The 13910-nt window shown below is 47.3% G+C and carries 10 protein-coding genes; 8 read left to right on the forward strand and 2 right to left on the reverse strand.

The window, feature by feature from the left end; all coding sequences use genetic code 11:
* The first annotated feature begins 1 nt into the window (after window position 1).
* Window positions 2-832, forward strand: coding sequence for a carbohydrate ABC transporter permease (locus tag DFR60_RS28135; protein WP_207659585.1), 831 nt, complete (start codon window positions 2-4; stop codon window positions 830-832).
* A gap of 13 nt (window positions 833-845) precedes the next feature.
* Complete coding sequence (locus tag DFR60_RS28140; protein WP_110326332.1) at window positions 846-3758, forward strand: MGH1-like glycoside hydrolase domain-containing protein; 2913 nt, start codon at window positions 846-848, stop codon at window positions 3756-3758.
* A gap of 118 nt (window positions 3759-3876) precedes the next feature.
* Here DFR60_RS28140 and DFR60_RS28145 read toward each other — a convergent pair whose 3' ends face one another.
* Together DFR60_RS28145 and DFR60_RS28150 are read right to left on the reverse strand one after the other, a co-directional pair.
* Window positions 3877-4791 carry a calcium/sodium antiporter gene (locus tag DFR60_RS28145; protein WP_110326334.1) on the reverse strand — a complete coding sequence of 305 codons (915 nt, stop codon included), beginning with the start codon at window positions 4789-4791 and terminating at the stop codon, window positions 3877-3879.
* A gap of 296 nt (window positions 4792-5087) precedes the next feature.
* Entirely contained in the window at window positions 5088-5621 is a 534-nt protein-coding gene (locus DFR60_RS28150; RefSeq protein ID WP_110326336.1) for a TetR/AcrR family transcriptional regulator, read from the reverse strand.
* A gap of 222 nt (window positions 5622-5843) precedes the next feature.
* Here DFR60_RS28150 and glgB point away from each other — a divergent pair, with 222 nt between their 5' ends.
* The 6 genes from glgB to DFR60_RS28180 all read left to right on the forward strand — a co-directional run bounded on the left by glgB (window position 5844) and on the right by DFR60_RS28180 (window position 13896).
* Complete coding sequence (gene glgB / locus DFR60_RS28155; RefSeq protein ID WP_110326338.1) at window positions 5844-7676, forward strand: 1,4-alpha-glucan branching protein GlgB; 1833 nt, start codon at window positions 5844-5846, stop codon at window positions 7674-7676.
* Window positions 7677-8040: 364 nt separating this feature from the next.
* Complete coding sequence (locus DFR60_RS28160) at window positions 8041-9603, forward strand: extracellular solute-binding protein (protein WP_110326340.1); 1563 nt, start codon at window positions 8041-8043, stop codon at window positions 9601-9603.
* 19 nt (window positions 9604-9622) lie between these two features.
* Entirely contained in the window at window positions 9623-10534 is a 912-nt protein-coding gene (locus DFR60_RS28165; RefSeq protein ID WP_243005205.1) for an ABC transporter permease, read from the forward strand.
* Window positions 10531-11388 (forward strand): carbohydrate ABC transporter permease, encoded by an 858-nt coding sequence (locus DFR60_RS28170; RefSeq protein ID WP_110326342.1) that lies wholly within the window; start codon window positions 10531-10533, stop codon window positions 11386-11388. Before DFR60_RS28165 ends, DFR60_RS28170 begins: the two co-directional genes overlap by 4 nt.
* On the forward strand, window positions 11385-12800 hold the full coding sequence (locus tag DFR60_RS28175; RefSeq protein ID WP_110326344.1) for a sulfatase-like hydrolase/transferase: 1416 nt from the start codon (window positions 11385-11387) through the stop codon (window positions 12798-12800). The genes DFR60_RS28170 and DFR60_RS28175 overlap by 4 nt, the downstream gene beginning before the upstream one ends.
* On the forward strand, window positions 12787-13896 hold the full coding sequence (locus DFR60_RS28180; RefSeq protein WP_110326346.1) for a glycoside hydrolase family 88 protein: 1110 nt from the start codon (window positions 12787-12789) through the stop codon (window positions 13894-13896). Before DFR60_RS28175 ends, DFR60_RS28180 begins: the two co-directional genes overlap by 14 nt.
* Window positions 13897-13910 lie beyond the last annotated feature (14 nt).

Raw genomic sequence — 13910 nt, forward strand, 5'->3', positions numbered from 1 at the left:
AATGAATAAGAAAAAATTGTGCCGGTTTGGTCTGGCCGTGTTTCAGATTGTGTTTCTTTCCATGATGATACTTCCGTTTCTCTGGCTGATCTTGGGATCCTTTAAAAATATGAGAGAGCTTTCGGCTATTCCGGTTAAGATATTTCCTGAGGTATGGAGTTTAGACAATTTCAGGCAGGCGTTTGAGGAACAGCCATTTGCAAGGTATATTTTTAACAGTGTTGTTGTGGCGGCCTTAACGACGGTTCTCATTATTGTTGTAGCCTCCATGACGGCCTACTCTCTGGCGAGAACCAAGATAAAGGGCAAAAAGCTGATACTGATTCTGCTTCTTTCTGTATCGCTGCTTCCTCCGGTTACACTGCTGAATCCTCTGTATTATATGCTCAGCAATATGAAGCTGCTGAACAGTCTGATCGGGCTATCATTGGTTCTGACTGTGGTAGAGCTGCCCACTGCAGTATGGTTCTTAACCAGCTTCTTCCAGACTGTGCCTATCGATATGGAAGAAAGTGCAATGATCGACGGCGCGGGGATTCTAAAGACATTTACCAGTATCATCCTTCCTCTGATAGGACCGGGGATTTTTACAATCAGCATCATGACGTTTATTAATGCGTGGAATAATTATATCTTTCCGTCAGTCTTCAATCCATTACCGAAGGCTCGTACCGTGACCGTGGCATTAACTCTTTATTCTACGGAAACGATGGTGCCGTGGCACCTGATCTCAGCCGCCGCCGTGGTGGTGACACTTCCGCTGGTGATCGTAGTATTGCTGCTTCAGAAAAAAATTATTTCCGGAATTATGGATGGCGGAGTGAAGGGCTAGGGGGAGAAGGTAAATGAGAAATCTGGAGATATATAAGGAGTATCTTCCTGACTGGGGACCGTATTCCAAGAAATACATGGGGGTATCCCGGGCCTGCGAAGACGGACAGATTCCCGGAGCCAGGTTTGATCTGGTGGTATTTCCGACACTGGCCAACAGTGGTGTGCCGGTACCCAATGTGACCGTTCCAAGCAATTACCATCCGTGGCAGGCCGCGGCCGATCTGCGTTATTACAGTTATCGATACGATTTGGAGTGGAAGGATCAGTGTTACGCGGAGGTATCATTTTCCCAAATGGAAGCAGGGAAGGTGGTAATCAGGACCGAGTTTGTCAACAGGACGAAGGAAGCTCAGTATGGCTGCCTGAATTATTTTGCAGCTATGGAATATCCTTATCCATATGAGTATTATCTCGCATTGCCTGATAAGTGCGAGTTTTGGGACGCGGTATCTTATGATGCGTATGAGTATGCCAGACCCAGACCATGGGACTGTTTAAATCCCGATGGAACGAAAAAGGGAGAGTTTTACGATCCCGATTTTATTGGTCATCATGGACTGGGAGACCGGGTCAATAAAGATTTCGTCTTTGAAATCCGCCACTGGGATTTCCGTTCCTTTGGGGCAGATGAGGGTGATTTTGTCAGGTACCGTAGAAATACTGCAAAAGATTATGTGAGTGGAGTGCTGTATATACGGGCGCTGATCAAAGAGGATAGAGAAGATGCTTTCTATTTGCTGGAGATCCGGGACGACGAGAGGAACCGGTTGAATTTTCGGAAAAATGTGGTATTCCGGAAAGACGGCAGTGTTATCGTTGATAGCAATGATACCGGAGGCGGCGCGGACAGGAAAACAGTGGCGGCGGACTCTGAATGCCGGCGTGCAGTCAGAGAAAAAAAGGATTGTTCTGCCGCCTCGGATGAGGCGGCACGGGCCAGGACAAGGGCTGCGGAGCAGGGCTGTCCCATATTGTATGAAATTCCAATTGGGAGATTACCGGAAGGACTGCATACGATATCTCTGATTTCCCATGGGAATTCGGCCTTGGAGCTGGACTGCTTTGCCCTGACAGAATGGGAGGACCGGTCGGTTGTCCGGGCGGAACGCAAGGAGTACGAGGTTCATCCTGCAATCAGTCATGAGGAGGGGACTCTGACTTACGAATACGGCGCGTGTGATACAAAAATATGTTTTGCTCTGCTCAGCCCATTAGTTAAGTTTCGGAACATTGAGTCAGGGGTCCTGGAAGATGCATGGATATCGAGACTTTCCAACGGAGATGAGACCTTTGACGATGTGCTTGCACCGTTTGGAAATGCATTTCCCAGAAAACACAGCAGTCCGGGATATTATCATAATTCTATGATCCCATCCATTTTTATTAAGCCAGGAGAGAGCCGCGTTGAATATGCAGTAATTGGAGATGAGCGGTGGGAGATTTCGATAGAGGATTGTGAACGGATCTATCGGGAGTGCCGGGCAGATGCATTTTCTTTTCAGTTAAAGGAAGACGGCAGGCCATATGAACTCAGTACCCGCATTCTGGGAGCGACAGAGCTTACAAATGTGGTGTATCCAATCCATTTAGATGATGGATTTATCAAGCACCATACGCCGGGAAAACGATGGGACAGCCTGTATACATGGGATTCCGGGATGATCGCCATGGGGCTGCGTGATATGAACCAGGGACTGGCAGAATACATTCTGGACACGTATCTTGCGGAATTGGATAACAAAAATTACGCATTTGTCCACCATGGAACCCCGATTCCGACTCACCTGTATCTTTATCAGGAGATGCTGAATCATACGGAGGAGAAAGACCACCTCCTGGCGTATTATGACAGAGCCAAACGGTATTATGAGTTTTTGGCTGGAAGGGGCGACGGGTCCGTAACGGCCAGGTTTCAGAGCAGTCTGACGACGACCTTCGATTACTTTTTTAATTGCAGCGGTATGGACGATCTGCCGCCGCAGATGTACGTAAAGGAGCACGCGGCGGCCGGAGGAATCGCACCGGTTATTTCCACCTGTCAGGTGATCAGAACTGCAAAAATACTTCTTATGGCTGCGGAACATCTGGGATACGGGGAAGACGTGAGACAGTACGAACAGGATATGAACAGGCTGACCGATGCGCTTTCACAGGCCTGGGATGAGGAAAGCGGATACTTCGGCTATCTGGTTCACGACGAAGAGGGGAGAGCGGATCATATCCTCAGAACAGAAGACGGAGAAAATTATAACAAGACGGTGGAAGGGATCTATCCTCTGATTGCGGGAGCGTGTTCCGGGGAACAGGAGGAACGGCTTCTGGCGCATCTCAAGAATCCGGAGGAGTTATTTTCCAGAGCAGGCATCAGTTCTGTGGATCAGTCAGCGAGTTATTTTATAAAAGATGGTTATTGGAATGGAAATGTGTGGTTTCCGCATCAGTGGTTTATCTGGAAGACAATGCTGGATATGGGAGAAGGAGAATTTGCCTATGAAATTGCGCATCGGGCACTGGAAGTCTGGAAACAGGAGGTTGACCGAAGCTATTATACATTTGAGCAGATAAATATAGAGACGGGACGCGGCGGCTGGTTTCATCATTTCAGCGGACTTTCCTCTCCGGTCTCTGTATGGGCGTCAGCCTATTACCGTCCGGGGAATGTCAGCACAGGGTTTGATCTGTGGATAGAGTTTATAAGATTTAATGATACCACAGAGGAATGCTGCCTGAAATTTCGGAAATATTCCCATCGATCCTGCGTGATCCTGGTTTCCATGGCAGCGCGTAAAGAAGGATATTCGGTTTACTTTACCGATGATTTCGGTCTTGTGGAGAGCCGGGCGGAATTTAAGGAGCGTACGAAAGGAACCCTGGAAATCTCTTTGGCTGAAGAACGGATGGATGGAATCTTGAGGATTTTCTGATACAAAGAACAGGCAGAGAAAGAAAAAACTCCGGGAGAACGTCGTTCCCGGAGCTTTTCATTATTTATGCATTCATGCTTCTTCCTGCTGATACACAATCACATTATCTTACAATCAACTATCTCACAATCACATAAATCAAATACACCAGATACATCGCCAGCATGAAAGCCCCCTCCATACGGCTGATACGGTTCCGGCTGCGGCAGAGGATCCATGTAATGGCGCTGGCAATGATTAAGAATCCTATATCATAAACCGAGAACGGGTTGACAAGGAGCGGGTGGATCGCGGCGGAGGCGCCGAGAACCATTAAAATATTAAAGATATTGGAGCCGATGACATTTCCCAGGGCGAGGCCATTCTCGCCTTTTCGGGAGGCGACGATGGAGGTGACGAGCTCGGGGAGAGATGTGCCCAGGGCGACGATGGTCAGTCCGATCAGGTTCTGGCTTAAACCGAAAGACGCGGCAATGGCGCTGGCATTTTCCACGACTAAGTCACCGCCCCAGACGATGGCGGCCAGTCCGCCCACGATGTAGACGGCGCAGCGCAGCGGCGGAAGCGTTTTGACCTCCTCGGTGGTGACGATCCGGTTGACCAGGGCGTCGCGGACGGTCAGCCCGACAAATGCCGCAAACAGGACCAGAAGGAGGATGCCATCCACGCGGCCGACGGTCTGATCGAATAAGATCATTGCGAACAGGACAACCGCTACAGCTGCCGAGGCCGCATAGTCCCAGCGAAGCTTGACGGCAAACGGGCGGATCGCACCGCAGGCTCCCAGTACGACCAGGAGATTAAACAGGTTGGAACCGATCACATTTCCAACCGCGATATCATTATTTCCTGCGATGGAAGCGGATATGCTGACCGATAATTCCGGCGCACTGGTTCCAAATGCCACGATGGTGAGTCCAATGATGATGCTGGGAATGCGCAGTGCTCTGGCGACAGAGGAACTGGCCTCCACAAAGTAATCGGCTCCCTTGATCAGCAGCAGGAAACCCAGAATCAGAAATACGTACATCATAAATAATTTCCCTCTTTCGTTTGTTAAGTGCTCTTGCTTAAAAGGAAGAAGGCCAAAAAAAAGCGAGACTTTTATTGCACGATAAACTAAGATCATGCAATAAAAGTCTCGCTTTTTATATGTGCACCGGTTTCCGGCAAAATTTTGTTCCCGGTGGAACAGAGCTTTTGCGGAAACGGGAATGTCGGCTACACAGGACACGAATTAACGTGCAAGCTACTCCCTTTTACCGGGTATTAGTATATCCAGTTTTCGGGGAAAAGTCAAGCGGCTTTTCATGCAGCAGCTTCTACAACCTAATGTAGCAGCTTCTGCAGCTCCTCCGATATTCTTCCCAGCACGGCAATAACCTCGGATGTATTTTCATTCCGATTCTCGGAAAATGCATAGTATGCGCCATAAATCTGATAGCTCAGGATTATATTTCTGATCGGATCATTCCGGTATTCCGGCAGTCGTTCAAAGATCAGCTCTTTGATACCGGCCTCAATCTTCTGGATCAGGCACCCGCTCCGGCTTCCTGAAAACAGTGTCTGGATCAACGCATCTCTGGAAAGATAGGCGAGGAAGAGCTCTTGGGTAAAAGCGCCGGGATGTTCAATTATATACTCGGGATGATCCAGTGAATTGATGATGGAAGTCACGATTTCCGTCTCCAGAGAGTCGGACAGCTCATAGATGTCCGCGTAATGGAAATAGAAAGTTGACTTATTGATCATGGCCTTTTCACACAGCTCCTTAACCGTGATCTTCTCCAGGGGCTTCCCGGAGCGCAGAGCGAGGAAGGCATTGACAATACTCTGTCTGGTTTTTTCTATTCTTAAGTCCACAAGATACTCCTTTCCGACGATTTTACAAAAAAGTCGTTTATCCAACTGTTTTACAGAAATGGTGATGGATTATAGGTACTAAATTTTATATAATCAATTATAGTAGGAAATCAGACGGTTGTCTATTATCTTAGACGGTAAACTCAGCTGTTTGTATGCACGGCTTATCTTTTAAGAGTAATTACGATCAGGACTAATTACTAATTTGCAGGAGGTATCATCATGGATTACTATGGGTTTTATACGGGGAAAGAGTTTTCGGCCTATGAATATTTGGGGGCACACGTACTGGAAAGCGGGACTGTGTTCCGAACATTTGCGCCGAATGCGGTACGGATTTCCGTAATCGGTGAGTTTAATGATTGGCAGGAAACGCCTATGGATAAGGTGTATGACGGGAATTTTTGGGAGTGTACGGTGTCAGGGGCAAAAGCCGGGATGATGTACAAGTACAGAATATACAGGCGTGATGGCTCTTTTATTGATCACTGCGATCCCTATGGCTTCTTTATGGAACTGCGGCCGCACTCGGCCTCTGTCATCATCAGCTTAAGCGGATATGAGTTCCGTGATTCCAAATGGCAGAAGAAGCACAGAACAGGGCAGGATAAACCACTCAATATTTACGAAATACATGCCGGTTCCTGGCGGAGAAAAGAGCGGGTGGACGGTGTGGAAAAGGACGGAGAAAATGATGTGGAAGGGGGGCTGGTAAATGGCTGGTATTCCTATACTGAGCTGGCGGATTTACTAATCCCGTATCTGGAGGAAAACAGCTATAATTATGTGGAACTGATGCCGCTGTCGGAGCACCCATCCGATGAGTCGTGGGGCTATCAGAATACCGGCTTTTTCAGCCCGACCTCTCGGTACGGAACCCCGGATGAGTTAAAAGCGTTTGTCGATCAGTGCCACTCTCATGAGATCGGGGTGATTATGGATTTTGTGCCGGTACATTTTGCAGTGGATGATTATGCGCTCTGGAACTATGACGGTACCGCGCTTTACGAGTATCCCCACAGTGATGTGGGAAGAAGCGAGTGGGGAAGCTGCAATTTCATGCATTCCCGTGGGGAGGTCAGAAGCTTCCTTCAGTCTGCGGGAAATTACTGGCTGAAGGAATTTCATTTTGACGGTCTGCGCATGGACGCAGTGAGCAATTTAATCTACTGGCAGGGCGATACCGCAAGAGGGGAAAACAGAAATGGAATTCAGTTTCTTCAAGAGATGAACAAAGGCCTTAAAAGTCTGCATCCGGAGGCGCTTCTGATTGCTGAGGATTCTTCCGTCTATCCGGGCGTCACAAAACCGGTGGAACACGGCGGTCTCGGCTTCGATTATAAGTGGGATATGGGCTGGATGAACGATACCCTGTCATACTTACAGGCACCTCCGTCGGAGAGGAAAGAGAGGTATCATCAGCTCACATTCTCCATGCAGTATTTTTATCATGAACATTACCTGCTTCCCTTGTCCCATGACGAGGTAGTCCATGGAAAAGCGACCATCCTGCAGAAAATGTACGGGGCGTATGAGGGGAAATTTCCTCAGGCCCGCGCGCTTTACCTTTATATGTATGCCCATCCCGGAAAAAAACTGAATTTTATGGGGAATGAGTTTGGCCAGCTCCGCGAGTGGGAGGAAAAGAGGCAGCAGGACTGGGAGATATTACGTTATCCGGTCCACGATGCGTTTCACCGCTTCATGGAGGATTTAAACCGCTTGTATTTAAACAGTCCGGCTCTGTATGAGCGGGATTATGAACCGGACGGCTTTAAATGGCTGGACTGTCATCAGGAGGAGCGGCTGATCTATGCGTTTGAACGACGAAGCGAAAAACAGCGGATTGTAGCCGTCTTCAATTTTTCGGAGGAGGAACAGGAGGAGTATGAACTGAGGGTGGAAGACGCAGACCGTTTATCACTGCTTCTGTCGAGCGAGACAGCGAGATACGGAGGCGGGCAATCAGAGGCAGAAGTCCTACCGGTTGTGGAAGGAGCGGTAGTGCTGGCAATGCCGCCATACTCCGGACGGTATTATGCGGTGGAGATTTGAGAAAATAAGACGACTGAGCTGGCAGAGGAACAACACACAGCAGTACAACATACAGAAATACAAAAAGCAGAGACGCAACATGCAACGACACAAAAGGAGCAGTAGACGGATTCAGTATTCGCCGGGCTGCTTCTTTTTTTGAATTTTTTGTCGGTGGGAACATGAATATTTGATCATTTATCCCTGTCTATAAAGACAATATAATAGTAAAAAACATAGATTATGCTGAAAAAGATTAAAATATCATCATATTATGATAAATTTACTCTTGTGAAATAATGATAATTACAATAGTATCAGGTTATAACACATCGACAAAAATTCGGCCGGATTTTGATGTTAACTAAAAACAAGGAGAAGATTTATGAAGAAAAACAATATGTTAAAAAAGGGGTTATGCATGGCTGCTTCCGTAACAATGGCAGTGTCACTTCTGTCGGCATGCAGTCCTGGAAATGCAGATTCACCAGCTACATCCGCAGAAGAAAAGACTACGTCAGCCGCGGATAACGGGAATGGTGAAACGACGGCCGGTGAGTCGGGGGAGCCAGTTGAACTGACATTGTTTCTGGATAATATGAACATTACGGACGGTTCCTATGTGAAAACGGAGATCGAGAGAATTACAAATACGAAATTAAACATAATCCAGGCAACACCGGATGAGATGGATAATAAGCTGAATATCATGCTTGCTTCAGGAAACATACCAGATATCTTCCAGTGTGAGACGACGACCATGGAAGGAAAGCTGCTGTCCTCCGATATCCTTTTACCCATCAATGAATACTGGGATAATTATCCAAATATAAAAAACGGGCGTGATGAAGAAATCTGGGAACTGATGAAGTACAAGGATGGCAATATCTACAGCATTGGCGTCGATGGTCAGAATCCGCTGGAGATTATGGCTTACAGAGGGGACTGGCTGGAGAAATTTAATATGGATGTACCGGAAACGCTGGACGAGTACTATGAATTTGCAAAAAAAGCCGCGAAAGAAGACCCGGATGGAAATGGGATTGACGATACGTTCGCGTTTGGCGCTTATCAGCCGCTACTCTTTAAATGGCTGGATCATATATTCGGGGCATACGGAGTACTGCCGAATTACTGGATGGAGGTTGACGGAAAGATCGTTGACGGCGCGGTGCTCCCGGGAGCAAAAGACGCGCTGGTATATTTGAATAAAATGTACTCGGAAGGTCTGATTGATCCGGAATTTGTGACGGATGATGCTTATCGCTGGCAGTCGAAGGTGAAGTCAGGCGTATTTGGCGCAGGACCGACGAAGCTACAGATATTTGACAAGAACAACTGGAGAAACTATTACCAGCCATTTATCCAGAGTAATCCGGAAGGAAAGATGGTCTATGGTCCTGTCTTGAAGGGCGGATGTGACGCTCCTGTCGGCGAGAGGATGGACAGCCGGAGAGGCTGGGTCAGAACGTTTGTTTATAAAGATTCTCCCAATGTGGAGGCAGCGCTGCGGTTGATTGACTATCTGATGTCGGAAGAAGGAAATCTCTTCATCATGTATGGAAAAGAGGGGGAGCACTATAAATGGGAAGGAGACAAAGTTGTACGTCTGATTGATAATGCCAAAGCCCAGGAGCTGGATCTTGAAAAATTCTATATTGCGCAGAAAACACTGTTTTTACATTCTTCCGATGAACTGTTCGATGCGATGGAATTTTTAAAGGGAGAGGGAGTCGCCACACCGAATCCGGTGGATGGAATCTTCATAGACGAGTTGAGCGATATCTACCCTGATCTGCAGGACCTGACGGTTACGAGGTTTGTCGAAATGATCATAGGCGAGGTCCCTGTCGAGACCGGTTTCGATAAATTTGTCCAGGAGTGGTACGCCAAGGGCGGAACAGAACTGGAAGAAGCCATCAATAAAGCCTGCAAAGAGTGGAAATAGATGATTGGAGGAATTTACGATGGCGGGACACAGAACGGTCGCTAAAAGAAAGTGCTATATCTGCTTTTACTTCATGATGCTTCCAGGGATATTATATTTTATCATATTCCGGTACCTGCCAATGTTTGGTCTTGTGATTGCCTTTAAAGATTACGATATCTTTAAAGGCATCTGGGCCAGTGACTGGGTGGGCTCGGAAAATTTTAAAAAGCTGTTTTTTTCAGATGATTTCTGGAATGTGTTATCGAATACTTTAAAAATAAGTTTTGTCAAGATTATCGTTGGATTTCCAATTCCGATTCTTCTGGCAATTATGTTGAATGAGATGAGAAGCTTAAGATTTAAGAAGATTATACAAACGCTTCTGTATCTGCCGCATTTCCTGTCGTGGGTTGTTATCGGCGGAATCATGTTAAACCTGTTTTCTCCGGTATTTGGACTTGCAGGAACGTTTTTCAGAACCTTTGGCCTTGATCCGGTGAACATTATGGCTCAGAAGAATACCATTTTTGGCGTTGTCATTCTTTCCGATGTCTGGAAAGAGTGCGGCTGGAGTACAATCATCTTTTTGGCCGCATTGACCCAGGTGGATGGAAGCTTATACGAAGCCGCAAAGATTGATGGAGCCAACCGTCTGAAACAGATGATTTATATCACAATACCGGCAATATCCGGGGTAATTATCTTAATGCTTATTCTGCGGATCGGAAAGATTATGAACGCGGGATTTGAACAGATTCTGGTTCTGCAGAATTCCGTTACGAGAGAGTGCATTGATATTTTTGATACATACGTGTACCGTGAGGGGCTGGGACGCGGAAAATACAGTTTTTCATCGACCGTGGATATGTTTAAATCAGTTGTCGCATTTATTATGGTCACATGCGCGGATAAATTCAGCAAAAAAGTTGGAGGGGAGGGGATCTTTTGAGAAAGAAAAGAGTATCAAAGTTTTCTGTTTTTAACTACACATTCTTTGTAATTTTAGGATTGGTGATGCTGTATCCATTTTGGTATGTGGTTATGTATTCAGTCAGTGATCCCTCCCGCACCTCCTTATCTGATTTATACTTAATTCCCAATGGGCTGTCCTTTGAAACCTATAAATTTGCGCTGCAGAAGAGTACGCTGCTGACTGGCTTCAGAAACACCGTGTTTTTAGCGGTCGTAGGAACCGGGCTGGATATGGCTTTTTCAATCCTGCTGGCCTACCCGCTCTCCCAGGAGGAATTTCCAGGGAAGAAATACGTTCATGCCTTTATTATCTTCCCAATGCTTTTCGGAGGAGGGATGATTCCGACGTACCTCGTCGTTAAGCAGCTTGGATTAATCGATTCTCTATGGTCTCTGGTGTTTGTATCACTGGTAAATGTGTATAATCTTCTGATCCTGTGTAAGTTTTTTAAAGGCATACCCCAGTCGCTGATTGAAGCCGCCAGAATTGACGGATGCGGGGAACTGCGGATCCTGACCAGGATCGTACTTCCTCTGTCAAAGGCGGCGCTGGCTACTATTTCGCTTTTTTACGCGGTACAGCATTGGAATGGTTTTCTGGAGGCTACAATCTACATCAATACGGACAGCCGCTGGCCGCTTCAGGTTGTGCTGCGAAACATTATACAGATGGTTTCTGCCGACTTGAGCGGTGGAGAAACACTGTTTATGAATCCGGAAAATTTCAAAATGGCTGCAATTGTAATTACGGTACTTCCAATAATCTGTGTCTATCCGTTTTTGCAGAAGCATTTTACACAGGGAGTGATGCTGGGGGCGGTGAAAGGATGAGTACACAGAGGAAAAACCTGTTATTTCTTATGACGGATCATCAGCGTTATGATACAATTGACATGATACAGTCAGGGCGTGAGGTGACTCCGAATCTAAATAAAATGGCCCGCTCGGGGATCAGCTGTGAAAGGGCCTATACGACATGTCCGCTCTGTGTACCGGCAAGAACCGCTCTGGCTTCCGGAGTATATCCGACGGCCAGCGGTGTCGTATACAACGACTGGGAAGACCGAACTGCGAAACCCATGGCTACGATCCATGATATTTTAAAACAGAACGGTTATAGGGTGGGACATATTGGAGTTGATCACATTAAAGTACTGCCGCCGTTAAAGGACCGGGGGTATGACTGTTTTTACAGCGACCGGGAATACGAGCAGGAGGCAAAAGAAAAAGGTCTGATTTTAAAAGACAGGGAAGATATTACATATGTACAGGAAAAATGTGATGATATTATGGGAACACAAGGCTACAGCGGTGTCCGTGTCAGTGAATGGGCCTATCCGACAGAGGAATTTAAAGATATTTGTTTTCTGAAGCAGGCTGTTCAGTTCCTGGAACAGGCGGAGGAAGAACGGCCGTTTGCACTGTTTGTCTATTTGTGGGCGCCTCATCCGCCGCTTAAGGTTCCCAAACCGTATTCGGAGATGTATAATCCCGATGAACTGGTCCTTCCGGATCATATCGGGGTTCCTGCGTGGAGAGAACCTCAGTCGAGACGGCTCGGCCCCGCCGCACAGCTGGCGGAAGGGGTGCCTGAGGAGCACTGGAAGCGGGTATGGGCCGCTTACTTAGGGCTGACCTCGCTGGCCGACGATGTGATAGGAAAACTTATGGAAAAAATAGAGGAGATGGGGGTAAAGGAAGAGACAGCTGTCATCTTTACCGCTGACCACGGGGATAATTTAGGACAGCACCGGATGTATCAGAAAATGGAGATGTACGAGGAGTGTATTCATATTCCACTTATTCTGCATTTGCCGGGACAGGGGAGCGGAACCATAAAAGAACTGGTCTCTCACCTGGATATTGTTCCCACCGTATGTCAGATAGCCGGTGTGCAGTGCAGCGGACTGGAGGGGATCTCGCTGTATGAATTTTTAAAGCCAGGGCGAAGCATAGACCGGCATGCGGTGTTCTCACAGTATTCCGGCACCTACGGCTACGGTTTTATCCGCAGGGCGGTGATTACGGAAACAAAAAAATACGTGTTCGACGAATATGGACAGGAGGAGTATTACCGTCTGGATGAAGATCCGTGCGAGAGGAAGAATCTGGCCGGCGATCCTATTTACAGGAAAGAGACAAAACGGCTGCATGAAATGTGCAAATCGTATCATCAGGCACGCGGCGATTATTTCCAATGGGAAAAAGCAGAAGAGAGGAGAGTTGGGAATGGAGTGGTTTGACCAGGCGCTTCTTCAGTGCATGGAGAAAGTAGAGAAGAATATTGAACTGATCGGAGAGCATTTTCCACACGTTTCAATTGGGGGAGTTTATAATCATGAGGAGCCCGGTTTCTGGACCGCTGGTTTCTGGCCGGGGATTTTGTGGCTCCGCTATCTAAATACGGGGGATGAGAAATCTGTTGGCCTGGCAGGTAAGCTGGAGAAACGATTGGATCAGGTGATGGAGGAATTTGAAAATCTTCACCACGATGTAGGTTTCATGTGGCTGCCAACCGCGGTAATGCACTATAAAGCGGACGGAAATCTCCAGTCACGGTTAAGGGGATTGAAAGCCGCCAGCCTTCTGGCAGGTCGTTTTAATCCCGCGGGAAATTTTATACGGGCATGGAACGACAGTATTAAACCGGATTCTCAGGGATGGGCGATTATCGACTGTTTGATGAATCTACCGTTACTTTATTGGGCTTCAAATGAGACTGGTGACGCGAGATTTAAAAATATAGCGGTCAGACACTCGGACACGGTCCTGAAACATTTCATGCGGCAGGACTGCACGTTTCCTCATATTGTATCTTTCGATCCTGAAAGCGGTGCAAAGATTGAAAATCTGGCAGGTCAGGGGAAAACGCCGGACTCCGTGTGGGCGAGAGGTCAGTCGTGGGCTCTGTACGGCTTTGCGGCAGGATACCGGGAAACAGGGCTCGAGATGTATGCAGAGACAGCCAAAAGAACCGCAGATAAGGTCGTACAGCTTATGGGAGAGGACAAGGTACCGTGCTGGGACTACTGTGCCTGTGGTGAGGAACGCGGTGCAAAAGATTCCTCCGCCGCGGCGTGCGCAGCCAGCGGAATGCTGCTTCTCTCGGACCTGCTTGAAAACGAGGCGGAAAAGAAGAGGTATCGTGATAATGCACTGATAATTTTAAAGGGTCTGTATGAGGAGTATACTGATTTTTCAGACAGGGAGCAGGGAATTCTGATGAAGGGGACGGTTTCTTATCCTGACCGGAGACATATCAATGTGCCGATTATCTATGGGGATTACTTCTTTATAGAAGCATTGATGAGGGTGAGAAGCGGGATTACAGTTTTTTAAAAAACGGGGGAATG

It is taken from the genome of Hungatella effluvii (genome assembly GCF_003201875.1).
Classification (GTDB): domain Bacteria; phylum Bacillota; class Clostridia; order Lachnospirales; family Lachnospiraceae; genus Hungatella; species Hungatella effluvii.

Coding starts and splice junctions, on each gene's coding strand:
- DFR60_RS28135 (WP_207659585.1), top strand. CDS start 2: ATGAATAAGAAAAAATTGTGCCGGTTTGGTCTGGCCGTGTTTCAGATT.
- DFR60_RS28140 (WP_110326332.1), top strand. CDS start 846: ATGAGAAATCTGGAGATATATAAGGAGTATCTTCCTGACTGGGGACCG.
- DFR60_RS28145 (WP_110326334.1), bottom strand. CDS start 4,791: ATGATGTACGTATTTCTGATTCTGGGTTTCCTGCTGCTGATCAAGGGA.
- glgB (WP_110326338.1), top strand. CDS start 5,844: ATGGATTACTATGGGTTTTATACGGGGAAAGAGTTTTCGGCCTATGAA.
- DFR60_RS28160 (WP_110326340.1), top strand. CDS start 8,041: ATGAAGAAAAACAATATGTTAAAAAAGGGGTTATGCATGGCTGCTTCC.
- DFR60_RS28165 (WP_243005205.1), top strand. CDS start 9,623: ATGGCGGGACACAGAACGGTCGCTAAAAGAAAGTGCTATATCTGCTTT.
- DFR60_RS28175 (WP_110326344.1), top strand. CDS start 11,385: ATGAGTACACAGAGGAAAAACCTGTTATTTCTTATGACGGATCATCAG.
- DFR60_RS28180 (WP_110326346.1), top strand. CDS start 12,787: ATGGAGTGGTTTGACCAGGCGCTTCTTCAGTGCATGGAGAAAGTAGAG.